The organism is Georgenia alba (assembly GCF_042665525.1).
GTDB classification, from domain to species: domain Bacteria; phylum Actinomycetota; class Actinomycetes; order Actinomycetales; family Actinomycetaceae; genus Allobogoriella; species Allobogoriella alba.
Genome location: NZ_JBHTCQ010000001.1, coordinates 2,074,918 through 2,100,698, shown reverse-complemented (window position 1 = coordinate 2,100,698; position 25,781 = coordinate 2,074,918). Strand labels below are relative to the sequence as shown.

Sequence of the window (25,781 nt, the reverse complement as noted above, 5' to 3'; positions counted from 1 at the left end):
CGCCTCCGGTGCTCACAGCGCTCCCTTGGTGGACGGGACGCCCTCGACCCGGGGGTCGGGCGCGACGGCGGTGCGCAGGGCGCGGGCGAGCGCCTTGAACTGCGCCTCGGCGATGTGGTGCGGGTCGCGGCCGTCGAGGACCCGCACGTGCAGGCAGATCGCCGCGTGGTGGGCGATCGACTCGAGGACGTGGCGGGTGAGCGACCCGGTGAAGTGGCCGCCGATCAGGTGGTACTCCTGCCCGGCGGGCTCGCCGGAGTGCACCAGGTACGGGCGGCCGGAGACGTCGACGACGGCCTGGGCGAGTGCCTCGTCCAGCGGGACGAGGGCGTCACCGAAGCGACCGATCCCCCGCTTGTCCCCGAGTGCCTCGCGCAGCGCCTGGCCGAGGCAGATGGCCACGTCCTCCACGGTGTGGTGGACGTCGATGTGGGTGTCACCGGTGGCTCGGACCGTGAGGTCGATCAGGCTGTGCTTGCCGAGCGCGGTGAGCATGTGGTCGTAGAAGGGCACCGTCGTGGAGATCTCGGTGCGTCCGGTCCCGTCCAGGTCGAGCTCGACCACGACGTCGGACTCCGACGTCGTGCGCGCCACGCGTGCGGTCCTGCCAGTGCTCACGAGCCCAGCACCTCCTCCAGGGCTGCCTTGAACGCAGCCGTCTCCTCGGGCGTCCCGACGGACGCCCGCAGCCAGCCGGCGGGGCCGACCTCGCGAACCAGAACCCCGCGTTCCAGCAGACCATTCCACACCTGGTCACGGTGCGGGAAAACCCCGAACAGGACGAAGTTGGCGTCCGAGTCCGCCACGCGCAGACCGCGGTCTCGCAGCCAGGTGACCAGACCGTCGCGCTCCTCGCGCAGGGACGCCACCTGCTGCATGAGCTCCTCACGGTGCCGCAGGGCGGCGAGGGCTGCGGCCTGGGTGACGGCGGAGAGGTGATACGGGAGCCGCACGATCCGGAGGTGGTCGATCAGCGCAGGGGCGGCGGCGAGGTAGCCCAGGCGCAGACCGGCCATGCCGAAGGCCTTGGACATGGTGCGGGCGACGGCGAGGTGCGGGTGGCGCTCGAGGAGCGTCAGGGCGCTGGGTGTGCCGTCGCGGCGGAACTCGCCGTACGCCTCGTCGACGACGACGACGGCGGCCGTGGGCGCGCCGTCGGGACCGATGGGTCCGCCGTCACGGGCGGCGTCGGCGATGGACTCGACCGTCTCGAGCGGGAGCGCGGTGCCGGTCGGGTTGTTGGGGCTGGCGAGGAGGATGACGGAGGGGCGGTGGGCTGCGATCTGGTCGAGGGCGTGCGTGACGTCGAGGGTGAAGTCCTCTTCGCGCCGGCCGGTGATCCACTCGGTGATCGTGTCGCGGGCGTACTCGGGATACATCGAGTAGGTGGGAGCGAACGACAGGGCGGCGCGGCCCGGGCCGCCGTAGGCCTGGAGGAGGTGCAGCATCACCTCGTTGGAGCCGTTGGCCGCCCAGATCTCGCCTGCGCTCAGCGTCACCCCGGACTCGACGCGCAGGTACTCGGCGAGCTCGGCGCGCAGCTCGGCGAAGTCGCGGTCCGGGTACCGGTTGAGGCCGCCGGCTGCCTTGGCCACGGCGTCGGCGATGTCCTCGACCACTGCCTGCGACGGCGGGTACGGGTTCTCGTTCACGTTCAGCAGCACCGGCACGTCGAGCTGGGGAGCGCCGTAGGGTTCCAGGCCCTCGAGGCCGGAGCGAAGCGGCAGACGGGCGCCGGCCGTCCGACGGCGTGCTGCTGGGGTGATCACTCCCAGAAGTCTAGGCGGGACGCGCCTGCGGTCCTGCTGCGTCTCGTGAGGGACACCTCACGCCGGCCTGCGGCCGACCGCGAATACGCGCCGGAAGGGCAGAGGGACGCCCATGGACGTGCGCGGGTAGGCGTCCTGGAGCGCTTGGCCGTACCGAGCGAGGAAGGCCGCCTCCCGATCTGCGTCCAGCTTGCCGAGGAGCGGACGTAGGCCCGTGCCGCGAACCCATTCGAGCACCGCGTTCTCCAGCCGGTTGTCCGGGTCGAGGAGATGGACGTAGGTGGTCTCCCAGGCGTCGATCTCCTCGGCCCCGGCGGCGTGCAGGGCGGCGGCGTAGCCGGCCGGGTCCTCGACGCCGGTCTTGCCGAGGAGCAGGGGCAGCAGCTCGGGGCCCTCGGGGAGGTCGGCGACGAGGTCCCGCATCAGGGCATGGCTGGGCTCGTCGGCATTGCCTGGGACCTGCATGGCGAACCACCCGCCCGGGGCGAGAGAGGAGATCCAGCGCGGCAGCAGCTCGAGGTGGCCCGGTATCCACTGCAGGACGGCGTTGGTGATGATGACGTCCGGGGCGGAGGGAGGCTCCCATGTGGTGATGTCGGCCTCGACCCACTGGATCCGGGAAGACGTCGACGCCTGACGTGCCCTCGCGAGCATGTCGGGCGAGGAATCCACCCCGACGACTCGGGCGCCCGGCCACCGAGCAGCGAGCGGGCGCGTCGAGGCACCGGAGCCGCATCCGAGGTCGACGACGAGCCGGGGATCCGCCGCCTCGACCCGATGGAGCAGGTCGCCGATCGGTCGCGCGCGGAAGTCACCGAATCGTTCGTATGCGTGGGCGTCCCACATCTCCGGTGGCGTCCTCCGCGTCGTCACGAGATCTCTCGACGTCAAGGTACCGCGTCCGGCGAGCCGCTGGTCGAGGACCTGAGGCCGGCTGAGATCGTCCGTCGTCGGGCTCCGCCGCCTGGCGTTCGCGGCACGGTGTCGACGCGGCCTGGTGGCGGTGCGGTGGAGGTGTACCGGTGCCCGGTGGGGGTGGTGGTCGTGACGGTATGCCGTCCGCCACCGCCGCCCACGGTGTCGTCCGTGTCGTCCGTGGCGTTCGTGTCGTTCCACTCCTTCGCGCTGGGGGTTTGTCGCCAGCCCGGGGCTTGTTTGGTGTGGTTGCACGCCTCGCACAGTCCCTGCCCACCGGTCGCGGTGGTCTGCCCGTCCTCGGCGGCGGGGATCACGTGGTCCGCGTGCCGGATCGGGGCGTCGCAGTACGGCATCCGGCAGGTGCCCTGATCCCGCAGGGTCAAGAACTCGGCCAGCCCGGCCGGGAAGAACCGCTGCCGGGACGTCATCGCGACCAGCTCCCCGCCCGGGGTCGCGTACAGGCGCCGGATCCATGCCCCGACCCCCTCGCGCAAGGACTGCCCGACCAGCGCCCGGGCCACCCGCGCAGGAATGACCTGCCCGGCCACCCCCTCGGCGGACAGCACCGCAGCCTCCTCATCCACCCCACCCAGCAACGCCGCATCGGAGAGCATCACACTCACCGCCACCGGCACCGCCGGCGGACCCGGCACCACCGGACCCGGGCCGGCACCGGGCGGGACGCCCGCCTCCGTCGTGGCGTTCGTGTCGTTCGTCGTCGGGTCGCTGGTGGCGGTCAGGCGGGTGGTCAGCAGGTCGGCCATGAGCTGGGCCTTGGTACGCGGGTCACCCCCACCGCGCAGGCGCTGCGCGTCCCGGGTCAAGGTCGCATACGCGCCCACCCCCTGGGCCAGGGGCAGCAACGCGGTCAGGTAACACATCCCCGCCCCCTCCGGCGCCGGCGCCGGCCGCAGCGACACGCGCCGCTCCGCGACCGCCCGCTCCGCACGCTCGACCATGCTCCGCGGATCCCGCTCGATCGCGGCCCGCCGCGCCCGGGCCACCAGCTCACGGGTCCCCACCCCGGCCAGCTTCCCCGCCTCCGCGCACACCGCCGCGTCGACCTGACCCCGATGGGCCGGGCCCAACGCTGCGGTCTCCCTGACCAGCAGCCCCGCCTTGTACTCGCTCAACGTCCCGTCCCGCAGCCGGGCCGCGGTATGTGGCAGCTGCGTGACCAGCTCCCGCGCCAACCCCAACAACTGCCGTCCCCGATGCGGGGACTCCCGCCGCGCCAACGCGACCTCCGCGGCCACCCCCCGACCCCGACGCCGCGCCGGGACCCCCGCGATGCGTTCCTCCTCCCGCCGCGCCGCCTCCAGACCCAGGGCCGCATCCGCCTGCACCGCGCAGATCGCGCCCTTCAACGCCTCCAACTCCCCCAGCAGCCCCACCAGATCCCCCGGCTCACCCGGCACCCGCCCCCTAGCCAGGGACTCCCGGAACGACCGCACCCCCTCCGCCCACACCACCGACCCCCCGCCCGCAACAGGCACAGCAGCCGCGGCGGCGGTCCCGGTGCGAAGCGTCGTCGTCATGCTTCAAACACTAGTTCGACACCCTGACATCGCCGACCCCCGCTCCACCACCTGTGGAGACCGCGGCAAGAACACCCACCTGTGAACACACGTGGCACGCGGCAGGCACCGACCCGAGACTCCCGGGGCGCCGAACCGGAGGCCCGCATCGAGGCTGCCGGTGAGCCGCTGACACGCCTAGGTCGCTGAAGTCATGCGCAGGAGCGTCCGCAGTGCATCCAGCTCGACCTACACCATGCCCAGGCGAACGACGGTCACCCCGCCGATCCAGCGTTCCTGTGCCGGTTCGCCTTGAAACGCGCCTTCTTCTGACGGTTCCCGCACGTGTTCATGTCGCACCACTTGCGGGTACGACTCTGGCTGGTGTCGAAGAACGCCGCCTGACAGGTCGGTGAGGCGCACAACGCCAGCCGCCCGTCCCGCTCGCCCGCGATGATGCTGATCGCGTCGGCGGCGATCACGCTCAGCGCGTCCTCCACACCGGACGCTGGGCCGAGCCGCCAGGCACGACGTCGATCAGGCGTCAGGACAGCCGCGGCCCGGCCCTGCCTGCTGCAGTCGTTGATCACGTCCACAGCCTCCGTCGGGAGGGCCTCGTCGACCGCGGCCGCCGTCGCGGCCGCGTGAATGGCCTCCCGGAGCTCCCGTGCGCGTTCGAGCTGAGTCTCGGTGCAGGAGCCCACGGCCAGGCCGTTGACCGCCAGCCAGTCGGCGAGTCGCTGCGGCGTCGGGATGCGCTCCACCGAGTCACCCTGACGCTCGGTGAGCGTCGCCGTGAAGCTGGTGGCCAGCACACTGCCGAGGCGAAAGTCCGGGAACCCGTCAGGCATGGAACCACCTTAGCCGGTTGCCCGCTGCTCGACTGCGTGCTAGAACCGTCTTAGCCGGTTCGCAACACGCAGCCGCTCCCGAACCAGCCAGGAGACCCCATGCCCCGTCCCACCAGCGACGTGCACCCCCTCGACATCCACGCGCCCGAGACCGACCTCGCCGACCTCCGCGCCAGGCTGGCCGCCGCGCGGCTGCCCGAGGCCGAGACGGTCACCGGCGCCCCGCCCGGCCCGGGCCGATGGGACCAGGGGGTCCCTCTCGCGGACCTCGTGGACGTCGTGGCGTACTGGCGCACCGAGTACGACTGGCGTGCCTTCGAGGCGCGCCTCAACGCCGTCGGCCAGTTCCGCACGACGGTCGACGGTCTGGACATCCACTTCCTGCACCGGCGGTCCGCACGTGCCGACGCCACTCCCCTGGTCCTGACGCACGGCTGGCCCGGCAGCGTCGCCGAGTTCGTCGACATCGTGGACGAGCTGGCAGATCCGCAGGATGCCGACGCACCCGCGTTCCACGTCGTGGCCCCGTCGCTCCCGGGATTCGCCTACAGCGGCAAACCTGCCAGCACCGGGTGGGGCGTGGAGAGGATCGCCGCCGCGTGGGTCGAGCTGATGGGCCGGCTCGGATACCCCACGTTCCTGGCCCACGGCGGTGACTGGGGAGGGGTCATCACCACGGTCCTCGGCGGCAGGTTCCCGGCGCACGTCCTCGGCATCCACACGACGGTCGCGCAGGCACCGGCCGGACTGACCACGGACGGACTGACGGCGGCGGAGCGTGCATGGACCGAGCAGACCCGCGACTTCTGGCAGCACCGCTCGGCCTACGCGAAGCAGCAGGCGACCGGACCGCAGACCATCGGTTACTCGCTCGTCGACTCGCCGGTCGGGCTCCTCGCCTGGATCCTCGACAAGTTCGCCGAGTGGACCGATACCGACGACAGTCCGTTCGAGACGATCTCCCGAGACCGCATCCTCGACAACGTGACGCTGTACTGGTTGACCCGGTCCGGGGCGTCGTCGGCGCGGATCTACTACGAGAGCCACGGCGGCATCAACGTGCTCGACCCCGGGCTCCGGGTCGACGTCCCGTCAGCGATCACGAACTACCCCCGCGACATCGAGAAGTATCCGCGCCCCTGGGCGCAGGAGCGGTTCCGCCAGATCGTCCGATGGGCGACGCCGGACGGCGGCGGACACTTCCCCTCGCTGGAGCTTCCCGAGTACTTCGTCCGTGACCTGCGAGACGGTCTCGCGGCCGTGCTGGAGGCGACCAGGTGAGACACGACTGTGCGACCCTTTGAACTGTGCGCGCTCTGCTGAACCTCATCTGGCTCGTCTTCGGCGGGTTCTGGCTCGCACTCGGCTACATCGCCTTCGGGATCCTCGCGTGCGTCTTCATCATCACGATCCCGTTCGGCGTCGCGTCGTTCCGCATGGCCGGCTACGCGCTCTGGCCGTTCGGCAGGACCGTCGTCCGCAGGCCGACCGCCGGTACCGGCTCGGCCGTCGCCAACGTCATCTGGTTCGTCGTCGCCGGGGTGTGGCTGGCGATCGAGCACGTGGTCACCGCTGCGGCGCAGGCGATCACCATCATCGGCATCCCGCTGGCGGTCGCGAACCTCAAGATGATCCCGGTGACGGTCTTCCCGTTCGGCAAGCAGGTCGTGCCGTCCGACGCGATCCCGCACGGCATGCAGCCCGCGCACTCCGTCGATCTGCGCCCCTGAGCACGCCTGTGGATCACCGCCGCCCCACGTCGCACCCCCGTGAGAGCGTGTGAGGAATGAGCAGCGACCTGACCGTCGTCGGCACCGAGGCCTCCCTCCGCGACCGCGCCGAGGAGGCGCTGCGCGCCCTGGTCGGCGACGACGACGCGCGCCTGCGCGACGACCAGTGGACCGCCGTCGAGGCGCTCGTGGCCGGGCAGCGCCGGGCTCTCGTCGTCGAACGCACCGGCTGGGGGAAGTCCGCGGTCTACTTCGTCGCGACGGCGCTCCTTCGCTCCGGTGCGGCCGGCCGCGCGCCGGCGGGCCCGACGGTCATCATCAGCCCGCTGCTGGCCCTCATGCGGGACCAGATCGCGGCGGCCGCGCGTGCCGGGATCCGCGCCGTCACGATCAACTCGGCCAACGTCTCCGAGTGGGAGGAGGTGCACGCCGCCATCGCCGCCGGCGAGGTGGACGTGCTGCTCTGCTCCCCCGAGCGACTCAACAACCCGGGCTTCCGGGACGAGGTGCTCCCCCGGCTCGCCGCGAGCGCCGGCCTGGTCGTGGTCGACGAGGCGCACTGCATCTCGGACTGGGGCCATGACTTCCGGCCCGACTATCGCCGCATCCGGACGCTGCTCGCCGACCTGCCCGAGGGCATCCCCGTCCTGGCGACGACGGCGACCGCCAACACACGGGTCAGCGCCGACGTCGCGGAGCAGCTTGGCGTCGGGCGGACCGCGAACCCGGACGGTGTGCTCGTCCTGCGCGGCTCCCTCGACCGGCCCTCGCTCCACCTCGCGGTCCTTCCCCTGGCGGACCAGGCCACCCGGGTCGCGTGGCTGGGCCAGCAGCTTCCCCGCTGGGACGGCTCGGGCATCGTCTACACCCTGACCGTCGCCGCGGCCGAGGCGGTCGCCGAGCAGCTGCGCGGAGCCGGCCACGAGGTCGCGGCCTACACCGGCCAGACGGATCCCGCCGAGCGCGAGCGACTGGAGGCCGACCTCAAGGAGAACCGCGTCAAGGCACTCGTTGCCACGTCCGCGCTGGGCATGGGCTTCGACAAGCCGGACCTGGCCTTCGTGGTGCATCTCGGCGCTCCGTCCTCACCCATCGCCTACTACCAGCAGGTCGGCCGCGCCGGCCGCGGGGTGGACCGGGCGGACGTCGTGCTGCTCCCCGGCCCCGAGGACGAGGACATCTGGGCCTACTTCGGCTCGCTCGGCTTCCCGCCCGAGCCGTCGGTGCGCGAGACGCTCGCGGCACTGGCCGACGGCGGGACGATGTCGACGGCGAAGCTCGAGACCCACGTGGACCTGCGGCGGAACCGCCTCGAGACGATGCTCAAGGTCCTCGACGTGGACGGTGCCGTCCACCGCGTCCGCGGCGGGTGGGAGGCGACCGGCGAGCCGTGGAGCTACGACCGGGAGCGGTACGAGCGGGTGGCGCGGGCGCGGGTCGCCGAGCAGCAGGCGATGCTGCGCTACGTCGCCCTCGAGGAGTCCGGCTGCCGGATGGCGTACCTGCGCACCCAGCTCGACGACCCCGAGCTCGACGACGGGTGGCGGTGCGGCCGCTGCGACCTGTGCGGCGGGACGGATCTCGAGCAGGCCGTGGACGACTCCACCGTGAGTACGGTGCGCCAGGCCCTGGACCGACCCGGCGTGGAGATCACGCCGCGGCGGCAGTGGCCGACCGGGCTGGACGCGGTCGGCCTGGACCTGCGCGGCAAGATCCCCGAGGAGGAGCGCGCCGAGCCGGGCCGCGCCGTCGCCCGCCTGGACGGGCTCGGCTGGTCCGTCCCGCTCCGAGAGCTGTTCGCCGCAGGCGGCACGGACGGCGAGCTGCCCGTGGTGCTGCGCCGGCCCGTCGAGCAGGTGCTCCGGGAGTGGTCCGGTGACCTCGCGGCCGGCACCGACAACACAGCTCCGGTCGACGGGGTGGTCATGGTCGCGTCCGCGACGCGGCCGCAGCTCGTCGAGCACCTCGCACGCGGGTTGGCGCACATCCTCCAGGCGCCGCTCGTCGGCGCCGTGGCCCCGGACCCGGACCGGCCACCCGGCCGTCACGACGTGAACTCGGCCCAGCGACTCGCCGCCGTGCACCGGCGGCTCGGCCTGGAGCTGTCCGACGCCGCACTCGCCGGTCTCCCGGGACGCGCGGTCGTCCTCGTGGACGACTTCACCGACTCAGGCTGGACGCTCGCCGTCGCCGCCCGCGCGCTGCGCCTCGCCGGTGCCGCACGGGTCCACCCGTTCGTCCTCGCCCAGCGCTGACCACGCTCCGCGGCGTGCCCCGCGGACCTCAGAGCGACTTCGCGAAGTGGTGCGAGGAGATGCGATACCGCTCCCGCAGGTAGAACCGGTGGGCGCCGTGCCGCTGGACGCCGGAGTCGAGCTCGACGGCGGAGCAGCCGGCCGCGCGGGCGCGTGACTCGAGCTCGTGCAGCAGCGCCGCCCCGACGCCGGCGGATCGGCGTCGATCCGTCGTGACGAGGTCGTCGACGTAGAGCTTCCGGATGACGCTGGTGGTATCCATGACGCGCCAGCCGGCCAGGCCGAGGCATGCGTCGCCGTCGAACGCGGCGAGGAACCGCAACCCCTGAGGGCCTCCCGCAGCCAGGACCTGCTCGAGCAGCTCCGCCGTCAGGTGGGGCCGCAGCTCTTGCAGCACCGGCAGCGCCTGCACCCATCGCGGGTCACCCGCCGCGAGATCAACCAGCTCGAGCCCGGCCGCCATGTCTCCTCCTGTCTCCGGCTCCGGCACGACCGTACCGGCGAGGAGCCTCAGGATCCCCGCAGTCTCAGGAGGCGGCGAGGTCCTCGCGGCGGGCCGGCACGGGACCAGGATCCAGATGGAACGTGGCGGCGAAACGCTCCAGGAGCCGCGCGTCGCCGGCCGTCACGGTCACGACCTCGGCGTCGATCGCCTCGGTCGGCGTCAGCTCGCCCGAGATGACCTGACGCAGCCCCGGCCCGGTCACGATGACCAGGTCGGCCCGGGCCGCGGACCCCGGCGTCACGGTCAGCTCCTCGCCCTGCACGCTCGCCGTCAGGACGACGTCGCCCACGTGCACCTCGTACACCGCGTCCGGCAGCTCGGCCGCCACCCCGGGGACGAACGCCGTGCGCAGCGCCATCGTCATCGAGTCGGGTGTGACCACGTCGTCCTGGGTCGGCTCTCCCATCGCCTTGAACCCCCAGCGCCCCAGGGCCAGGACGACGTCCTCCAGCCCGCGTCCGAAGTCGGTGAGCTCGTAGACGATGCCCGCCCGCGCCGTCGGAAGCGGTGCCCGGCGGACCACGCCGCTCGCCTGCAGCTCCTTGAGCCGCGCCGCGAGGATGTTCGTCGGGATCTTCTCCAGACCACGCTGGAGGTCGGAGTAGCGGCGCGGCCCGACGAGCAGGTCGCGAACGATGAGGAGCGCCCATCGCTCACCGACCAGCTCGAGGGCCGTGCCGACTCCGCAGTACTGCCCGTAGCTCCGTCCCGCCATGACGTCGCCTAGGCGGTGGCCCCCTCCTGTTCGGCCGCGAACGCCTCCGGTCCCTTCTCGGCCGCGACCGGGTCCATGTAGAGCGGGGCGAAGAGGTTGCCGTCCGGGTCCTCGAACGTGCGCCCGTACATGAAGCCGTAGTCCTGCACGTCCCGCGGCTCGGTGCCGCCGGCCGCGAGCGCCTTCTCCACGAGGGCGTCGACGTCCTCCCGGCTCTCCCGGCTGAGCGCCACCTCGACCTGCAGGCTCGTCCTCGGGTCCGAGATCGGCTTGTCCGTGAAGGTCGCGAGGTACTCCCGCTTGAGGATCATCAGGTAGACGTCGTCGTCGATGACGACGCAGGCGGCGTTGTCGTCGGTGAAGTTCGGGTTGATCTCCCAGCCGAGCGCCGAGTAGAAGGCCTTGGCCCGCTCGAGATCGGTGGTGGGCAGGTTCACGAAGATCTTGGTGCTCATGGACTCTCCCTCGAGTTGGGGCCCGCCGAGCCGCGGGCACAGGGAGATACTTGCGAAAGACAAGTGCACTTGTCAATAGCAAGTGCAGCCCTAGTTCTTGCTCAGGTCGTCACCCGGCTGATCCGCACCAGGCGGACCGTCTCACCGATGTCGTGCGGCAGCGGGCGCGGATCGCCCAGCGCGGGCAGGTCCAGGACGCGGGCGACGAACCTCGACCGCCAGGGATGCAGCCGCCGGTACGTCTCCAGCAGCTCACGTCCGGCGGACGCGTCGAGCACCTCGGCGAGGGCCAGAACGCCCCGCGCGCGTCCCCACCAGAGCCGGACCCGCGGGTCGACGCGGACGTTGCGGAACCACTGCGCCCGCTCGCCGTAACCGCTCACCACGACGACGGCGTCCGGCTCGGCCACGAGGACCTCGAGCACCACGTGCCGCGGCAGCCCGGACCTCCGTCCACGATGCTCGACCATGACGGCCGTGTCCCCGAGCAGCGCACCCAGGCCCGCCCGGAACAGGGCGATCGGCGCGCGCGCCAGCGGCCGGGGGATGCGTCGCATCAGAAGCGTGCCCGGACCGCCTCGCCGTGGGCCGGCAGGTCCTCGGAGGTCGCCAGGGTCGTGAGCGGGTCCGCGAGCTCCTTCAGCGCAGCCTCGCCGTACTCGATCACCTGGACGCCGCGGATGTAGGCCATGACGTTCAGGCCGCTGGCGAACCGCGCCGTCCCGCCGGTGGGCAGGACGTGGTTGGACCCGGCCAGGTAGTCCCCGAGCGGCACCGGTGAGTAGGGGCCCACGAAGACCGCGCCCGCGTTGCGGACCCGGCCGGCGACACCCGCTGCGTCGGCGGTCTGGATCTCGAGGTGCTCGGCACCGTAGGCGTCCGCCACCGCAACGCCGTGGTCGAGGTCGGCGACCAGCAGCGTCCCGGACTGCGGCCCGGTCAGTGCCGTCCGCACACGCTCCGCGTGCCGGGTCCGCGGCACACGCCGCGCGAGCTCGGAGTCGACGGCGTCGGCGAGCGACGGCGAGTCGGTGATGAGCACCGACGCGGCCGCCGGGTCGTGCTCGGCCTGCGACATGAGGTCGACGGCGACGTGCGCCGGGTCGGCCGTGTCGTCCGCGAGGACCGCGATCTCCGTGGTCCCGGCCTCGGCGTCGATGCCCACCGTCCCCATCACGGCGCGCTTGGCGGCGGCGACGTAGACGTTTCCCGGTCCGGTGACGACGTCGACCGGTTCGCAGAGCACGTCACCGGAGCCGCCGGCCGCCTCGAGGTCCGCGCGGTCGACGTCGCTCTCGACGCGGGCGCCGTGGGCGAGCATGGCGACCGCCTGGGCTCCCCCGGCCGCATACACCTCCTCGATGCCGAGCATGGCGCACGCGGCGAGGATCACCGGGTGCGGGCAGCCGTCGTGCTCGCGCTGCGGCGGCGAGGCGACCACCAGCTCCTCGACCCCCGCGACCTGGGCGGCCACGGCGTTCATGAGCACGCTGGAGGGGTAGACGGCCAGGCCTCCCGGGGCGTACAGACCGACCCTCCGGACCGGTACCCACCGCTGCCGCACGACACCGCCGGGCACGACCTCGGTGACGCGTTCGGTCGGCAGCTGCGCCGTGTGCCCGGAACGCAGATGTGCCACCGACAGCTCGAGCGCCGCACGCAGATCGGGCGCGAGCTCCCGGAGCGCGGCGGTGAGTGCCTCCCGCGGGACTCGCACGTGCTCGGGCCGGACCCCGTCGAAGCGCTCGGCGAGGTCACGCAGCGCCCCGGCCCCGCGTGCCCGCACGTCATGGATGACGGGCAGGACGCTCTGCAGCGCCTGCTCGACGTCGAGCGCGGCCCGCGGGAGCAGAGCCGTGAGCTCGGCCGTGGTCAGGGTTCGGCCCCGCAGGTCCGTGCGCGTGAGCATGGCCCTCAGTCTAGGTCCGGGCCCGGTGGACCGTCCGGAGGAGACCGATCTCGGCGACGTTCTTCATCAGCTCGGCGTGCGCCCAGGCGATCGTCGTCGCGAACGGTCGCTCGTCCGGCCAGGGGAACGTCGAGGGGCGGCTCAGTGCGGCGTCGTCGAGGTCCGCGAGGATCTCGCGCCACTGCTCGGCGAGCGCGGTCAGCTGAGCCCGGACACCGTCCGCCGACCCCGGGTAGCGGACCCCGGTGCGGCCGGGAGGCTCCTCACCGCGTGCCCGGGCGACCGTCTCGGACCACCACCAGGCGATGTGCCAGCAGACCCAGCCGATGGTCACCGCCGGGACGGGGTCGGGCTCCTCGTCCGCCCAGTCGGCCACCCAGCCGTCGTCCGTCGGCCGCACCGTCCACGCACCGGGCGCCGGCTCCCAGGTGCACATCTCGTCCGTCAGGGCGGGCAGGTGGTACTGGGCGAGGGACCACACCATGTCGAACTGCCAGGTGAGGGCCTCGCGGGCGGGCGCGACGTCGGTCATCCGTCACCTCTACCGGCTCGGAGTACCGCCCGGCAACGGCATTCCTGGGAGGATCGGGGCATGAGTGACGACGTGCCGACCATCCCCACCGAGGGCTCGATCCGGCTCGGGCAGTTCCTCAAGCTGGCGGACCTGGCCGACGACGGCTCGCAGGCCCGGGCGCTCATCACCGACGGCGAGGTGACGGTCGACGGCGAGGTCGAGACCCGCCGCGGTCGCCAGCTGGTGACCGGGTCTGTGGTCGAGGTCGACCTGCCGTCCGGACGGCGACGGGCTCGCGTGGGCTGATCGCCGCCGGCGACCGGCTCAGCCCACCAGGCAGCTGGGCCCGAGGAGCGCCTTGAGATCGCCGTACAGCGCCGGCGTGGGCTGGACGCGCAGCGTGTCGGCCAGCCGCATGACGGTGGCGCGGCCCGGCTTGGTCAGGTGCAGCCGCACCTCCGCCGGTCCCGGGTGGTTGGCGAGGATCCCGCGCAGCTGCTCGACCACCGGGCCGGTGCACCGGTTCTCCGGCAGCGTGACCGCCACCGGCCCGTTCTCGACGTCGGAGACGTCCGGGAGCGTCATCTCCTGCGCGTAGATGGTCGGCACCTCGTCCCGCCGGTTGAGGCGGCCGCGCACCGTGACAATCGTGTCCTCGGCCAGCGCCGTGGAGACGGTCGTGTAGGTCTGCGGGAAGAACAGCACCTCGATCGAGCCGGAGAGGTCCTCGACCGTCGCGATGGCCCAGGGGTTGCCGTTCTTGGTCATCTTGCGCTGCAGGGACGTGATCAGCCCGGCGATGTGCACGTTTGCGCCGTCGGCCACGGCCCCGTCCTCCAGCAGCGTCGCCACCTGGGTGTCGGCGACCCGGTCCAGGACGTGCTCGAGCCCGGCGAGGGGATGGTCGGAGACGTACAGCCCGAGCATCTGGCGCTCGAAGGCGAGCTTCTGCTTCTTGTCCCACTCCGGCAGGTCGGGGATCTCGACGGCGAAGCCGCCGCCGGGCGCCGCCCCTGTGCCGTCCGTGAGTCCGGCGAACAGGTCGAACTGACCCACGGCCTCGTTGCGCTTGACGTCCACGACGGCGTCGATCGCCTCCTCGTGGCGCGCGAGCAGCGCCCGTCGCCGGTGGCCGAGGGAGTCGAAGGCACCGGCCTTGATGAGCGACTCGACCGTGCGCTTGTTGCACACGACGGCCGGCACCTTGTCCAGGAAGTCCGTGAACGAGGTGAACTCGCCCTTCTCCTGGCGGGTCTCGACGATCGCGCCCACCACGTTGGCGCCCACGTTACGGATGGCTGCCAGGCCGAAGCGGATGTCCGTGCCGACGGGCGTGAAGTCCGCCGCCGAGGTATTGACGTCCGGCGGCAGGACGGTGATGTCCATGTGCCGGCACTCGGCCAGGTAGAGCGCGAGACGGTCCTTGTTGTCCTGCGTCGAGGTGAGCAGGGCGGCCATGTACTCGGTCGGGTAGTTGGCCTTGAGGTAGGCGGTCCAGTAGGAGACCACCCCGTACGCCGCCGAGTGGGCCTTGTTGAAGGCGTAGTCGGAGAACGGCAGCAGGATGTCCCACAGGGTCTTGACCGCGTCCTTGGAGTAGCCGCGATCGAGCATGCCGGACTCGAAGCCGACGTACTGCTTGTCCAGCTCCGCCTTCTTCTTCTTGCCCATGGCGCGGCGCAGCAGATCCGCCTGCCCCAGCGAGAACCCGGCGAGCTTCTGCGCGATCGCCATGACCTGCTCCTGGTAGACGATCAGGCCGTAGGTCGTGCCGAGGATCTCCTCCAGAGGCTCGGCCAGCTCCGGGTGGATCGGGGTGATCTGCTGCTGGCCGTTCTTGCGCAGCGCGTAGTTGGTGTGGGAGTTCGCCCCCATCGGACCGGGCCGGTACAGGGCACCGACGGCGGAGATGTCCTCGAAGTTGTCCGGCTTCATCTGGCGCAGCAGCGTGCGCATGCCACCGCCGTCGAGCTGGAAGACGCCGAGCGTGTCGCCGCGCGAGAGCAGCTCATAGGTCTTCCGGTCCTCGAGTCCCAGGTTCTCGAGGTCGACCTGCTCCTTGCCGTTGCGCTCCATGTTCCGCAGCGCGTCGCCGATCACGGTGAGGTTCCGCAGCCCCAGGAAGTCCATCTTCAGCAGCCCGAGGCCCTCGGCGGTCGGGTAGTCGAACTGCGTGATGATGGCGCCGTCCTGCGGCCGGCGCATGATCGGGATGATGTCGATGAGCGGCGCCGAGGACATGATGACGGCGCAGGCGTGCACGCCCCACTGCCGCTTCAGGCCCTCCAGGCCCTTGGCCAGCTCGACAACCTTCTGCGCGTCCGGGTCGGCGGCGTGGAGCTGGCGGAACTCCTCCGCCTCGGCGTACCGCTTGTCCTCGCGGTCGAACATGCCCTTGACGGTGATGTCCTTGCCCATGACGGTGGGCGGCATCGCCTTGGACAGCTTCTCCCCCATGGCGAAGGGGTAGCCGAGCACCCGGGAGGAGTCCTTGAGGGCCTGCTTGGCCTTGATCGTGCCGTAGGTGACCACCTGCGCGACGCGGTCGTCGCCGTACTTGTTCGTGACGTACTCGAGCACCTCACCGCGCCGACGCTCGTCGAAGTCGACGTCGAAGTCGGGCATCGAGACGCGGTCGGGATTGAGGAACCGCTCGAAGATCAGCCCGTGCGCGAGGGGGTTGAGGTCGGTGATGCGCATCGCGTACGCGACCATCGAGCCGGCGCCGGAACCGCGGCCGGGCCCGACGCGGATGCCGCGCTCCTTGGCCCAGTTGATGAAGTCCGCGACGACGAGGAAGTAGCCCGGGAACCCCATCTGGGTGATTACGCCGACCTCGTAGTCCGCCTGCTTGCGCACCTCGTCGGGGATGGCCTCGCCGAAGCGGTAGTGCAGGCCCTTCTCGACCTCCTTGACGAACCAGGAGTGCTCGTCCTCACCCGGCGGCACCTCGAACCGGGGCATGTAGTTGGCGCCGTCGGCGGCCGTGGTGAACTGCACGTCGCACTGCTCCGCGACGAGCAGCGTGTTGTCGCACGCCTCCGGGTGGTCCCGGAAGAGCTCGCGCATCTCGGCCGCCGAGCGCACGTAGTACGTGTCACCGGTGAGCTTGAACCGGTTCGGATCGGCGAGGGTGGAGCCGGAGTTGATGCACAGCAGTGCGTCGTGGGTGCTGGTGTCCTCGGCCGTCACGTAGTGGGAGTCGTTGGTGGCCAGCAGCGGGGCGCCGATGTGCTCGGCGAGCCGCAGCAGGTCCGGGGTGACCCGGGTCTCCAGGTCGAGCCCGTGCTGCATGAGCTCGACGTAGTAGTTCTCCTTGCCGAAGATGTCCTGGAACTCGCCGGCGGCGCGCACCGCCTCGTCCCACTGGCGCAGCCGCAGACGCGTCTGGATCTCTCCCGAGGGGCAGCCCGTGGTCGCGATGAGGCCGTTGCCGTAGGTGCTCAGCAGCTCGCGGTCCATCCGCGGCGCCTTGCCCATCTGACCCTCGAGCGAGGCGAGGGAGGCCATGCGGAACAGGTTGTGCATGCCCTCCGTCGACTTCGACAGCAGCGTCATGTGCGTGTAGGAGCCGCGGGCCGAGACGTCGTCCTCGGCCTGGTGCTCCTCGCCCCAGCGCACGCGCGTCTTGTCGTGCCTCGATGTGCCGGGTGTCAGGTACGCCTCGACGCCGATGATGGGTTTGACGCCCGCGTCGCGTGCCGACTTCCAGAAGTCGAAGGCGCCGAACATGTAGCCGTGGTCGGTCATGGCGATGGCCTTCTGACCAAGCCGGTTCACCTCGGCGAACAGCGGGTCCAGCTTGGCCGCGCCGTCGAGCATCGAGTACTCGGTGTGGACGTGGAGGTGGACGAAGTCTTCAGATCCCCCGGCAGCCATGCGGGGGATTCTAGGTGCCGGGTACGACGTCGGAGCGCACCGTCCGGGGCGTGGCGCCCGGTCCCGGCGTGTCGGGTCGGGACACGCCGAGCGTGCGTCAGGCGGTGAGGGTCCGCGCCATGTCCTGGTGCCAGATGCCGGCGTCCAGGTACCGACGGCCGCTGACCACCTCGTAGCCCAGGCGGCGGTAGAACTCCATGGCGGACTCCTGCGCCGCCAGCACCACGCGGACGCGCAGGCGGCCCTCGCCGTCCGGCACGGCGTGCCGTTCGAGTGCGACCCGCTCGATCGCCGCCACGAGCTGCGCGCCGATGCCGCGTCCGCGGACGCGGGCGCGGACCGCGAGGCGTCCCAGGTGCACCTCGCCGGCGTGGTCCGGGTCGCTCAGGAGCCGGCCGGTGCCGATGGCCCTGCCCTCCTCGTCGACCGCGAGCACGTGACTGGTCGTCGCTGCGGTGTCGAGCGCGTCGATCTCCTCCTCGACCGGGACGTGCTGCTCGTCGACGAAGACCTCGGTGCGCACCTCCCACGCCTGCTCGAGCTGCCGTCGGTCCGTCACGGTCAGGACCGTGACCTGGTCCGCCGCACGCCCTGCACTCATCGGGTTCCCTCCCGCATGTGTCGGAGGGCCTCCGCGAGGTCCTCCGGGTACTCGCTGCTGATCTGGGTCCACTGCCCGGTGACCGGATGGTCGAAGCCCAGCCGCACGGCGTGCAGCCACTGACGGGTCAGACCAAGCCGCTCGGCCAGCCGGGGGTCGGCCCCGTAGGTGACGTCGCCGACGCAGGGGTGCCGCACGGCCGCCATGTGCACCCGGATCTGGTGCGTCCGCCCGGTCTCGAGGTGGATCTGGAGCAACGACGCGCCGGCCATGGCCTCGAGGGTCTCGTAGTGCGTGACGGACTCCTTGCCGCCGGCGACGACGGCCATCTTGTACGAAGCGGTGGGGTGGCGGCCGATCGGGGCGTCGACCGTGCCGGCCGAGGGGTCTGGATGCCCCTGGACGAGGGCGTGGTAGACCTTCTCGACCGTGCGCTCCTTGAACGCGCGCTTCAGGACCGTGTAGGCGACCTCGGACTTCGCGACGGCCATGAGACCGGACGTGCCGACGTCGAGCCGGTGGACCACGCCCTGGCGCTCGGCCGCCCCCGAGGTGGCGATCCGGTGACCGGCCGCCGCGAGTGCCCCGACGACCGTCGGGCCGTCCCATCCGGGCGACGGGTGGGCGGCGACGCCGACCGGCTTGTCGACGACCACCACGTCGTCGTCCGCATAGGCGATCCTCATCCCCTCCACGGCGACGGGTTCCGCCGCGGCCGGTGCCGCGACGTCGGGCAGCGTCACCTCGAGCCACCCGCCGGCGGTCAGCCGGTCCGACTTGCCGAGGCTCCGGCCGTCGAGGCGGACCCCGCCCTCGGCCGCGAGCTCCGCCGCCCGCGTGCGGGACAACCCGAGCAGCCGTGCGAGGGCGGCGTCCACCCGCTCGCCGACCAGTCCGTCCGGGACCGGCATGGCGCGCACCTCAGGCATGGGCCCCCGCCGGGCGAGTGTCGCCGGGCTCGGTGTCGCCGGGCTCGGTGTCGTCAGCCTGGGTGACGTCGGGCTGGGTGCCGTCGGGGTGGATCTCGCCGGGCACGGCGTCATCGGGCTCGGCGCTGTCTGCCGGGGCCTCGGTCTCGCCGCTCTCGCCCGGCTCAGGCTCGGTCGCCTCGGACTCGTCCTGCTGCGGCTCGGTGGCGCGTGTGCCGTCGACCTCGCGGCCGCCGAGCGCCAGCAGCGCGATGAGGATCGCCGCCGCGACGATGGCGATGTCCGCGACGTTGCCGACGAACCAGCCGTTGTAGTTGATGAAGTCGACGACGTGGCCCACCGCGAAGCCGGGGTCGCGGAAGAGCCGGTCGTACAGGTTGCCCAGACAGCCGCCGAGCAGCAGGCCGAGAGCCACCGCCCAGGTGGTGGAGCCGAGCTTCCGCGCCACCCGCAGCACGGCGACGGCGACCACGACCATGACGATCGTGAACACCCACGTCATCCCGGTCGCGATGGAGAAGGCCGCGCCCGGGTTGTGCACGAGCTGGAACCCCAGGAGATCACCGAGGATGGGGACGACCCGGTCCTCGGACAGCCTGGCCTCGGCGACGAACTTCGTCACCTGGTCGACCGCCGCGATGACGACCGTCAGGCCGAGGAGCAGCACCAGCAGACGGCGGCGGGTGCGCGGCTCGACGGTGACCGGCGCGGCCTCCGCCTCGGCCGACGTCCCGGCGGCGCGACGGCGCAGGTCGCGCCGCCGCAGCGGCGGCGTGGAGGGCTCGGTGCTCATCGCCGATGATTCTCGCACGACGGCGACGAGCGCGAGCGAGGGACGAGCGGAGTGCGAGGAGCCGGCGACATCGGGCACGACGGCGACGAGCCCGAGCGAGGGACGAGCGGAGTGCGAGGAGCCGGCGGTACCTGTCACCCGGGAACGACTGCGGGCGGCGACCCGTGGTCGCCGCCCGCAGTCGTGTCTGGTGCGTGGCTCAGATGCCCTCGGCCTTCGGGGCGCCGGACTCGACGTTCTGCAGCAGCGACTCGAGGTAGCTCTTCAGGCGCGTGCGGTAGTCACGCTCGAAGGTCCGCAGCTCGTCGATCTTCCGCTCCAGCAGGGAACGCTCCTGCTCCAGCTGGGTGAGCGTGCGGTTGTGCTGGTCCTCGGCCTCCTTGATGATCCGCTCGCCCTCGGCCTGGGCCTCGGACACCAGCCGCTCGCTCTCCGCCTTGCCGTTGGAGACGTACTCGTCGTGGAGGCGCTGGGCCAGCGCGAGCATGCCCGCCGCCGACTCCGGCGCCGGGCCCGACTCGCCCCCTGCCGGGGCGGGCTGCTCCTCGGCCGCCGCGGCCGGCGGCGCCGAGGTGACCATGGCGGCGGCCGCCGGTGCCTCCTCCGCCGGTGCTGCCGTCTCTTCGGGCTCCGCAGCGACGTCCGGCGACGCGGGGCCGGGGCTGCCGGTCAGCTCGGCGATCCGCGCCTCGGCGGCCTCGAGCTTGGCCTTGAGCTCCTCGTTCTCGCCGCCCACCACGCGGAGGGTGTTGACGACCTCGTCGAGGAAGTCGTCGACCTCGTCCTGGTCGTATCCCTCGCGGAACTTGGTCGGCTGGAACTTCTTGTTGAGGACGTCGTCTGCCGTGAGCAGCGCCATCTCGTCACCTCTGGAGTCGTCTCGGTTGGTACATGAGCCCGCGTCAGCCGCTGCTCACCGGAGCAACCGTAGCGGACGGCCGGGTGTCAGCCTCGACAGTAGCCGCCGTGCGGGACCGCACGAAATGTGCATCGCCGTGGGCGCTTCTGTCCAGTCCCCTCGGGCGGCGGCGGACCTGGACCTCAGCCCACCGGTCCGGTCAGCAGCCCGTACAGCAGCGGCAGGATCCATGCCTGGAGGAAGATCAGCGCGAGGAAGAGCACGAGGAAGCTCAGGTCGAGCTGGATCTGCCCCAGGGGCAGCGGCTTGATCCACCGACGTAGGAACCGCAGGGGTGGGTCGGTCAGCCCGTAGATGGCGTTGGCCAGCACGAGCACCACGCCGCGCGGACGCCACGTGCGGGCGAAGACCTGGATCCAGTCGAACACCAGGCGGACGAGCAGGACATAGATGTAGATCTGGACCAGCAGCGACAGCAGCGTGAAGACGAGATCCAAGGAAGTCAGCTCGGCGAGAAGAAGCGGCCTGGCACAGCCTCGTCAGAGGCACGCCCGTTGACCTCGACGGTCGCGGGCGAGAGCAGGAAGACGCGGTTGGTCACGCGCTCCATGGTGCCATGAAGACCGAAGACCAGGCCCGCCGAGAAGTCGACCATGCGCTTGGCGTCCGGTTCGCTCATGCCGGTGAGGTTCATGATGACCGGCGTCCCGTCACGGAAGGCCTCGCCGATGACGCGTGCCTCGTTGTAGCTGGACGGGTGCACCGTGACGATCCGGCGCAGGTCCTCGTGGGAGATCCGGTCCTCCACATGACGCGCGGCGGCCGGCGAGATCGGGGTGACCTCGGCACGGTGCTCGCGCTCGTCACGCCGGCTGGAGCGCTCCGGCTCGGTCTCCTCGTAGGTCTCCGGCGCGGCCCCCTCGTAGTACTCGTCCTCCGGCTCTGCCAGGGAGAGGTACTCCATCATCTTGCGCATCGTGCTCGCCATCGCTGCTCCTCGTCTCTCGCGCCGTGCGGTGGCCCGCGTCCGGACCGATCCGCACGGCCGTGGCCTGCTGCCTTGACCGACGCTAGACCAGCGCCCGGACGGTGCTCGGGTTCTCTACCGGCGTGTCGCCCGGCGCGTCAGCGTGCCCGCACGATTCACCTCAGCGTGCCCGCACGACGCCGGCGAAGCGCCCGGTCGCCGGCACCCCCTCCCGCCCGGCGCGTCGATGGGAGTAGTAGCGCTGATCCTCGAGCGTGCACACGCCGGCGTCGAGGACGCCGCCCGCCCCGAGCTCGGCGAGCCGGCCACGCACGCCACCAGGCAGGTCGAGCGACGGCGTCCCCCACGACGTCCACGCAGCCGTCCCCGGCACCCGGCCCCCGACGTCGTCCCGCATCTGTGCCGGCACCTCGTAGCAGCACCCGCAGATGCTCGGGCCGAGCACCGCGGTGACCCGGCCGGGCTCGACGTCGAGCCGGGCCATGGCCGCGAAGGTCGCCTCGAGGACGCCGGCGACCAGCCCGGCCCGCCCCACGTGCACCGCACCGACCACGCCGGAGGGCTCCGCGAGCAGCACGGGCACGCAGTCGGCCACCAGGACGCCGAGACCGACGCCGGAACCCGGGACGGCGACCAGCGCGTCACACTCCGGCTCGTGCTCGGTGGCCGCCCCCTCGACCACGTGCACGTCGCCACCGTGGACCTGGCGCATCCACACCACCGGCGCGCCCAGGTCCGCCGCCACCCGTGCCCGGTTGGTCCGGACCGCGCCGTCGTCGTCCCCCACTCGCGACCCGAGGTTCAGCCCGCCCGCCCCGTCCGAAGCGGCGTACGGGCCCGTCGAGACGCCGCCGGCGCGTGCGGTGAACCCACCGCGCGCACCGGGCAGCGCCGCGGCAGCGAATCCCGGAATCACTTGAGGAAGTCGGGAATGTCCAGATCCTCGTCGCGGCGCGAGCGCCGGGAGTCCTCCTCGAAGACGTGGGGCACCTCGTAGGACCGGCGCCGCTCGTCCTGGTGCTCACCCTGGACCGAGCCGTTGCTGCCGACCGGGACCGGCTCGGGTGCCGGCGCCGGCGGCGTCGGCTCCGCGGCCGGTGCAACCGGGGCGCCCGTACCGGCGCCCGGGTCCACGGTGTCCGCGGACGGTGCGGACACCACGGCCGGGGTCGTCGCAGAGGCCTCGCGCGGCGGCGCGACCTGGCCGGCCGGGCGCCGACCGATGGTCGCCTGCGAGCCCGCAGGCCCCTCGCCCTCGTCGAACCCGGCCGCGATGACCGTGACCCGGACCTCGTCGCCGAGCGCGTCGTCGATGACCGCACCGAAGATGATGTTGGCCTCGGGGTGCGCGGCCTCCTGGACGAGCCGCGCGGCCTCGTGGATCTCGAAGAGCCCGAGGTCCGACCCGCCCTGGATGGACAGCAGCACGCCGTGCGCGCCGTCGATGCTGGCCTCGAGCAGCGGCGAGGAGATCGCCAGCTCGGAGGCCTGGACGGCCCGGTCCTCGCCCCGGGCCGAGCCGATGCCCATGAGGGCGGACCCGGCTCCCTGCATGACGGACTTGACGTCCGCGAAGTCCAGGTTGATCAGGCCCGGCGTGGTGATGAGGTCCGTGATGCCCTGGACACCCGAGAGCAGCACCTGGTCCGCGGACTTGAACGCGTCCAGGACGGAGACGGCGCGGTCGGAGATCGACAGCAGCCGGTCGTTCGGGATGACGATCAGCGTGTCGACCTCGTTGCGCAGCGCCTCGATGCCGGACTCCGCCTGCACCCCGCGGCGCCGCCCCTCGAAGGTGAACGGCCGGGTCACCACACCGATGGTCAGCGCACCGAGGGAGCGCGCGATGCGCGCCACCACCGGAGCGCCGCCGGTGCCGGTGCCGCCGCCCTCGCCCGCGGTCACGAAGACCATGTCGGCGCCGCGGAGCACCTCCTCGATCTCCTCCGCGTGGTCCTCGGCGGCCTTCTTGCCCACCTCCGGATCCGCGCCCGCCCCGAGCCCCCGCGTGAGGTCCCGGCCGACGTCGAGCTTGACGTCGGCGTCGCTCATGAGCAGGGCCTGTGCGTCGGTGTTGATGGCGATGAACTCCACGCCCTTCAACCCGACCTCGATCATGCGGTTCACGGCGTTCACGCCGCCGCCGCCGATTCCGACCACCTTGATGACCGCCAGGTAGTTCTGCGGTGCCGCCACGTCGGTCCCTCTCGTCGTCCTGCGGGAGCCCAACCCTCAACCTCTACCTCAGGGTTAGACTTATGTCATTTTCTGCCACCCGTGACGCTAGGTCGCCGTCGGGAGCCGAGCAACGACCGGCGATGGTGTGTCGCGCGTGTCGCCCGACGTCCTCACCCGGAGGTGGTCGGCGAGCGTGGGACGGAGACGTCGTAGACGCCCGCGTCCTGCCTGAGGAGCACGCGCAGGACCTCGGCCTTGAGCGCGCTCTCCTCCGTGCTCCCCCACCGCACGGTCGCCCCGTTCCCGAGGTGGAGAGTGACCTGCTCCGGCGACGTCGCACCCGCCCGGTCCACCCGCTCCAGGATGTCGTCGGGCACCGCGCCGAGCACCGTGAGCACGGCGTCCAGCGCGGGCCCGGTCTCGCCGCTGTCGCCCAGCGGCACGGTCACGCGCGGCAGCGTGGGCGGCGGCTGACGCCGGTCGCCGAGCTGGATGCCGTCGTCGTCCACGAGGACCCAACCGCCGCCGTCCGCCTGGGCGACGGCGACCGGCACCCGGGCCACGACGTTCACCGCGAGGCCGTTCGGCCAGACCCGGGAGACCTGCACGTCCTCGACGGCGTCGATCTCGCGCACCCGGTCGGCGACCGCGGCCGTGTCGACGCGCAGCAGCGGCGTCCCGACCTCCGGCTCGACGGCGGACCGGACCGTGGCGCCGTCGACGAGCGGGGTCAGCCCGGCGACCTCGACCCGGTCCTCGTCGAGCGCGAGCAGCGGCGAGAGCAGCAGCACCCAGGCGACGACCACGAGGAGCACCAGGATGCCGAGCCCCGCACCGACGCGGCGCAGGAGCAGCCGCCGCGCGGCAGCCGTCCGCTCGGCCTGTCGCGCCGCGAGACCCGTGCTGACGGTCGGCACCTCACGGCGCGCCGGCCGCGGCGCACGCCGCGGCCGCTCGGCCTCCGCCTCGACGACCTCCTCGCGGCGCCGCTCCGGCTCCGGTGACCGAGGCGCCGACGAGCGGCGTCGCGGCGCGGCGGGCGGCCTCATGCCCGCTCCTCCCGACCGCGCAGCCGCTCGAGGATCACCGGCCCGAGCTCGGTGACGTCACCGGCGCCGACCGTGAGCACGAGGTCCCCGGGGCGCGCCAGGTCCGCGACGGCACGTGCCGCCTCGAGCCGGTCCGGCACGTAGCGGCCGGCACCGGTCATCGCGTGGGTGACGAGCGAACCGTCCACCCCGGGCACGGGGTCCTCCCGGGCGGCGTACACGTCGGTGACGACCACCTCGTCGGCACCGCCCAGCGCCGCGCCGAACCGCTCGGCGAAGGCTTGCGTCCGCGAGTACAGGTGGGGCTGGAACAGCACGAGCACCCGGCCGACGCCGGCCTGCTCGCGCGCTGCGGCGAGAGTCGCCTCGACCTCGGTCGGGTGATGGGCGTAGTCGTCGACCACCCGCACGCCGGCGGCATCGCCCCGGTGCTCGAAACGCCGTCCGGTCCCGGTGAAGGTCTCCAGACCCCGGGCCATGGCGTCGGAGTCGACGCCGAGCTCCAGACCGGCCGCCCAGGCCGCGGCCGCGTTGAGCAGCATGTGCCGGCCGCCCACCCGCAGGGTCAGGTCGGCCTCGAGCGCGTCCCCGGCACCGTGGCGGAGCAGTCGGCCGGCCGCGGCCGATCCACCGCCGGTGGGCACGACCTCCACGTGTGCCTCGACGCCGTCCGGCGCGGTCCGCGTGGCGCCGTAGGTGACCACCCGGGTGCCGGAGGACTGCGCGTGCCGCGCCAGGGTGAGCGACCCCTCGTCGTCGGCACCGGCCACGAGGAGGCCGCCCGGCACGATGCGGGCGACGAAGTCCTCGAAGGACCGGCGGAAGGCCTCCTCGGTGCCGTGCTGGTCGAGGTGGTCCGGCTCGACGTTGGTGACCACCGCGACGCGGGGGGTGTAGGCGAGGAACGACTTGTCGGACTCGTCGGCCTCCGCGACGAAGGCGGGTCCGTGCCCGAGGTGGGCGCCGGTGCCGTGCGCGAGCACGGTGCCACCGATGGCGTACGAGGGGTCCTGGCCCGCGGCGTCCAGGGCGACGGCGAGCATCGCCGAGGTCGAGGTCTTCCCGTGCGCCCCCGCCACGGCCACGAAGTCGCGCCCTTGCGCCGCGCGCACGAGCGCCTCGGAACGGTGCAGCACACGCAGCCGGCGCCGGCGTGCCTCGACGAGCTCGGGGTTCGATTCGCGCACGGCGGTGGAGACGACGAGGTTGCCCTCGCTCGGCACGTGCGAGGCGTCATGACCGACCCATGTGGTCACGCCGACGGTGCGGAGATGGGCCAGCACCGGTGAGTCGCGCTGGTCGGAGCCGGAGACCTCGTGCCCGCGTGCCGCCAGGAGCTCGGCGACGGCCGACATGCCGGCGCCCCC

26 protein-coding genes are annotated in these 25,781 nt (G+C 72.3%); 4 read left to right on the top strand and 22 right to left on the bottom strand.

Features of this window, described 5'->3' with window-relative positions:
• Positions 1–12: 12 nt before the first annotated feature.
• The 5 genes from hisB to ACFQQL_RS09700 all read right to left on the bottom strand — a co-directional run bounded on the left by hisB (position 13) and on the right by ACFQQL_RS09700 (position 5,055).
• Positions 13–618: an imidazoleglycerol-phosphate dehydratase HisB gene (hisB, locus tag ACFQQL_RS09720; protein ID WP_382393666.1), complete on the bottom strand. Its 606-nt coding sequence runs from the start codon at positions 616–618 to the stop codon at positions 13–15.
• The gene (locus ACFQQL_RS09715; RefSeq protein WP_382393664.1) at positions 615–1,769 is read right to left on the bottom strand and encodes a histidinol-phosphate transaminase; all 1,155 of its coding nucleotides are present in this window, start codon (positions 1,767–1,769) and stop codon (positions 615–617) included. The genes hisB and ACFQQL_RS09715 overlap by 4 nt, the downstream gene beginning before the upstream one ends.
• Before the next feature lie 57 nt (positions 1,770–1,826).
• Positions 1,827–2,642, bottom strand: coding sequence for a methyltransferase domain-containing protein (locus ACFQQL_RS09710; protein ID WP_382393662.1), 816 nt, complete (start codon positions 2,640–2,642; stop codon positions 1,827–1,829).
• 14 nt (positions 2,643–2,656) lie between these two features.
• Positions 2,657–4,225, bottom strand: coding sequence for an HNH endonuclease (locus ACFQQL_RS09705; RefSeq protein WP_382393660.1), 1,569 nt, complete (start codon positions 4,223–4,225; stop codon positions 2,657–2,659).
• Between the two features lie 254 nt (positions 4,226–4,479).
• Entirely contained in the window at positions 4,480–5,055 is a 576-nt protein-coding gene (locus ACFQQL_RS09700) for a CGNR zinc finger domain-containing protein (RefSeq protein ID WP_382393658.1), read from the bottom strand.
• Positions 5,056–5,154: 99 nt separating this feature from the next.
• Between ACFQQL_RS09700 and ACFQQL_RS09695 the strand changes: the two genes are divergently transcribed.
• The 3 genes from ACFQQL_RS09695 to ACFQQL_RS09685 are packed head-to-tail and all read left to right on the top strand — an operon-like array spanning position 5,155 to position 9,040.
• Positions 5,155–6,336, top strand: coding sequence for an epoxide hydrolase family protein (locus tag ACFQQL_RS09695; RefSeq protein ID WP_382393656.1), 1,182 nt, complete (start codon positions 5,155–5,157; stop codon positions 6,334–6,336).
• Positions 6,337–6,362: 26 nt separating this feature from the next.
• Positions 6,363–6,785 (top strand): YccF domain-containing protein, encoded by a 423-nt coding sequence (locus ACFQQL_RS09690; RefSeq protein ID WP_382393654.1) that lies wholly within the window; start codon positions 6,363–6,365, stop codon positions 6,783–6,785.
• Between the two features lie 56 nt (positions 6,786–6,841).
• Positions 6,842–9,040 (top strand): RecQ family ATP-dependent DNA helicase, encoded by a 2,199-nt coding sequence (locus ACFQQL_RS09685; protein ID WP_382393652.1) that lies wholly within the window; start codon positions 6,842–6,844, stop codon positions 9,038–9,040.
• A 28-nt stretch (positions 9,041–9,068) separates the two neighbouring features.
• Here the strand turns inward: ACFQQL_RS09685 and ACFQQL_RS09680 are convergent, their stop codons facing one another.
• The 6 genes from ACFQQL_RS09680 to ACFQQL_RS09655 all read right to left on the bottom strand — a co-directional run bounded on the left by ACFQQL_RS09680 (position 9,069) and on the right by ACFQQL_RS09655 (position 13,156).
• Positions 9,069–9,503 (bottom strand): GNAT family N-acetyltransferase, encoded by a 435-nt coding sequence (locus tag ACFQQL_RS09680; RefSeq protein WP_382393650.1) that lies wholly within the window; start codon positions 9,501–9,503, stop codon positions 9,069–9,071.
• Between the two features lie 64 nt (positions 9,504–9,567).
• A complete protein-coding gene (locus ACFQQL_RS09675; RefSeq protein ID WP_382393648.1) occupies positions 9,568–10,260 on the bottom strand; it encodes a winged helix-turn-helix transcriptional regulator in 693 nt (230 codons plus the stop codon).
• An 8-nt stretch (positions 10,261–10,268) separates the two neighbouring features.
• Positions 10,269–10,715, bottom strand: coding sequence for a VOC family protein (locus ACFQQL_RS09670; protein WP_382393646.1), 447 nt, complete (start codon positions 10,713–10,715; stop codon positions 10,269–10,271).
• A 101-nt stretch (positions 10,716–10,816) separates the two neighbouring features.
• Positions 10,817–11,272, bottom strand: a complete 456-nt coding sequence (locus tag ACFQQL_RS09665) for a nitroreductase family deazaflavin-dependent oxidoreductase (RefSeq protein WP_382393644.1) — start codon at positions 11,270–11,272, stop codon at positions 10,817–10,819.
• Positions 11,272–12,624, bottom strand: a complete 1,353-nt coding sequence (gene hisD / locus ACFQQL_RS09660; RefSeq protein ID WP_382393642.1) for a histidinol dehydrogenase — start codon at positions 12,622–12,624, stop codon at positions 11,272–11,274. Before hisD ends, ACFQQL_RS09665 begins: the two co-directional genes overlap by 1 nt.
• Positions 12,625–12,634: 10 nt before the next feature.
• Positions 12,635–13,156: a DinB family protein gene (locus ACFQQL_RS09655; RefSeq protein WP_382393640.1), complete on the bottom strand. Its 522-nt coding sequence runs from the start codon at positions 13,154–13,156 to the stop codon at positions 12,635–12,637.
• Between the two features lie 60 nt (positions 13,157–13,216).
• On the opposite strand from ACFQQL_RS09655, the gene ACFQQL_RS09650 reads away from it, so the two are divergent.
• Positions 13,217–13,444 (top strand): RNA-binding S4 domain-containing protein, encoded by a 228-nt coding sequence (locus ACFQQL_RS09650; protein WP_382393638.1) that lies wholly within the window; start codon positions 13,217–13,219, stop codon positions 13,442–13,444.
• Between the two features lie 18 nt (positions 13,445–13,462).
• On the opposite strand, the gene dnaE is transcribed toward ACFQQL_RS09650, so the two are convergent.
• The 11 genes from dnaE to murC all read right to left on the bottom strand — a co-directional run bounded on the left by dnaE (position 13,463) and on the right by murC (position 25,769).
• A complete protein-coding gene (gene dnaE, locus ACFQQL_RS09645) occupies positions 13,463–17,017 on the bottom strand; it encodes a DNA polymerase III subunit alpha (protein ID WP_382393636.1) in 3,555 nt (1,184 codons plus the stop codon).
• A 97-nt stretch (positions 17,018–17,114) separates the two neighbouring features.
• The gene (locus ACFQQL_RS09640; protein WP_382393634.1) at positions 17,115–17,618 is read right to left on the bottom strand and encodes a GNAT family N-acetyltransferase; all 504 of its coding nucleotides are present in this window, start codon (positions 17,616–17,618) and stop codon (positions 17,115–17,117) included.
• Positions 17,615–18,547, bottom strand: a complete 933-nt coding sequence (locus ACFQQL_RS09635) for an RluA family pseudouridine synthase (protein ID WP_382393632.1) — start codon at positions 18,545–18,547, stop codon at positions 17,615–17,617. The genes ACFQQL_RS09640 and ACFQQL_RS09635 overlap by 4 nt, the downstream gene beginning before the upstream one ends.
• On the bottom strand, positions 18,540–19,478 hold the full coding sequence (locus ACFQQL_RS09630) for a signal peptidase II (protein ID WP_382393630.1): 939 nt from the start codon (positions 19,476–19,478) through the stop codon (positions 18,540–18,542). The genes ACFQQL_RS09635 and ACFQQL_RS09630 overlap by 8 nt, the downstream gene beginning before the upstream one ends.
• 61 nt (positions 19,479–19,539) lie before the next feature.
• The gene (locus ACFQQL_RS09625) at positions 19,540–20,199 is read right to left on the bottom strand and encodes a DivIVA domain-containing protein (protein ID WP_382393628.1); all 660 of its coding nucleotides are present in this window, start codon (positions 20,197–20,199) and stop codon (positions 19,540–19,542) included.
• 182 nt (positions 20,200–20,381) lie between these two features.
• Positions 20,382–20,696 (bottom strand): YggT family protein, encoded by a 315-nt coding sequence (locus ACFQQL_RS09620; protein ID WP_382393626.1) that lies wholly within the window; start codon positions 20,694–20,696, stop codon positions 20,382–20,384.
• A gap of 5 nt (positions 20,697–20,701) precedes the next feature.
• Complete coding sequence (locus tag ACFQQL_RS09615) at positions 20,702–21,187, bottom strand: cell division protein SepF (protein WP_382393624.1); 486 nt, start codon at positions 21,185–21,187, stop codon at positions 20,702–20,704.
• Between the two features lie 160 nt (positions 21,188–21,347).
• The gene (locus tag ACFQQL_RS09610; RefSeq protein ID WP_382393622.1) at positions 21,348–22,103 is read right to left on the bottom strand and encodes a purine nucleoside phosphorylase YfiH/LACC1 family protein; all 756 of its coding nucleotides are present in this window, start codon (positions 22,101–22,103) and stop codon (positions 21,348–21,350) included.
• Positions 22,100–23,383 (bottom strand): cell division protein FtsZ, encoded by a 1,284-nt coding sequence (gene ftsZ / locus ACFQQL_RS09605; protein WP_382393620.1) that lies wholly within the window; start codon positions 23,381–23,383, stop codon positions 22,100–22,102. Before ftsZ ends, ACFQQL_RS09610 begins: the two co-directional genes overlap by 4 nt.
• Positions 23,384–23,535: 152 nt before the next feature.
• Positions 23,536–24,414, bottom strand: coding sequence for a cell division protein FtsQ/DivIB (locus ACFQQL_RS09600; protein WP_382393618.1), 879 nt, complete (start codon positions 24,412–24,414; stop codon positions 23,536–23,538).
• The gene (murC, locus tag ACFQQL_RS09595) at positions 24,411–25,769 is read right to left on the bottom strand and encodes a UDP-N-acetylmuramate--L-alanine ligase (RefSeq protein ID WP_465254036.1); all 1,359 of its coding nucleotides are present in this window, start codon (positions 25,767–25,769) and stop codon (positions 24,411–24,413) included. The genes ACFQQL_RS09600 and murC overlap by 4 nt, the downstream gene beginning before the upstream one ends.
• Positions 25,770–25,781: the final 12 nt, after the last annotated feature.

Coding starts and splice junctions, on each gene's coding strand:
- ACFQQL_RS09705 (WP_382393660.1), bottom strand. CDS start 4,225: ATGACGACGACGCTTCGCACCGGGACCGCCGCCGCGGCTGCTGTGCCT.
- ACFQQL_RS09700 (WP_382393658.1), bottom strand. CDS start 5,055: ATGCCTGACGGGTTCCCGGACTTTCGCCTCGGCAGTGTGCTGGCCACC.
- ACFQQL_RS09695 (WP_382393656.1), top strand. CDS start 5,155: ATGCCCCGTCCCACCAGCGACGTGCACCCCCTCGACATCCACGCGCCC.
- ACFQQL_RS09685 (WP_382393652.1), top strand. CDS start 6,842: ATGAGCAGCGACCTGACCGTCGTCGGCACCGAGGCCTCCCTCCGCGAC.
- ACFQQL_RS09680 (WP_382393650.1), bottom strand. CDS start 9,503: ATGGCGGCCGGGCTCGAGCTGGTTGATCTCGCGGCGGGTGACCCGCGA.
- ACFQQL_RS09675 (WP_382393648.1), bottom strand. CDS start 10,260: ATGGCGGGACGGAGCTACGGGCAGTACTGCGGAGTCGGCACGGCCCTC.
- ACFQQL_RS09670 (WP_382393646.1), bottom strand. CDS start 10,715: ATGAGCACCAAGATCTTCGTGAACCTGCCCACCACCGATCTCGAGCGG.
- ACFQQL_RS09665 (WP_382393644.1), bottom strand. CDS start 11,272: ATGCGACGCATCCCCCGGCCGCTGGCGCGCGCGCCGATCGCCCTGTTC.
- hisD (WP_382393642.1), bottom strand. CDS start 12,624: ATGCTCACGCGCACGGACCTGCGGGGCCGAACCCTGACCACGGCCGAG.
- ACFQQL_RS09655 (WP_382393640.1), bottom strand. CDS start 13,156: ATGACCGACGTCGCGCCCGCCCGCGAGGCCCTCACCTGGCAGTTCGAC.
- ACFQQL_RS09650 (WP_382393638.1), top strand. CDS start 13,217: ATGAGTGACGACGTGCCGACCATCCCCACCGAGGGCTCGATCCGGCTC.
- dnaE (WP_382393636.1), bottom strand. CDS start 17,017: ATGGCTGCCGGGGGATCTGAAGACTTCGTCCACCTCCACGTCCACACC.
- ACFQQL_RS09640 (WP_382393634.1), bottom strand. CDS start 17,618: ATGAGTGCAGGGCGTGCGGCGGACCAGGTCACGGTCCTGACCGTGACG.
- ACFQQL_RS09635 (WP_382393632.1), bottom strand. CDS start 18,547: ATGCCTGAGGTGCGCGCCATGCCGGTCCCGGACGGACTGGTCGGCGAG.
- ACFQQL_RS09625 (WP_382393628.1), bottom strand. CDS start 20,199: ATGGCGCTGCTCACGGCAGACGACGTCCTCAACAAGAAGTTCCAGCCG.
- ACFQQL_RS09615 (WP_382393624.1), bottom strand. CDS start 21,187: ATGGCGAGCACGATGCGCAAGATGATGGAGTACCTCTCCCTGGCAGAG.
- ACFQQL_RS09600 (WP_382393618.1), bottom strand. CDS start 24,414: ATGAGGCCGCCCGCCGCGCCGCGACGCCGCTCGTCGGCGCCTCGGTCA.
- murC (WP_465254036.1), bottom strand. CDS start 25,769: ATGTCGGCCGTCGCCGAGCTCCTGGCGGCACGCGGGCACGAGGTCTCC.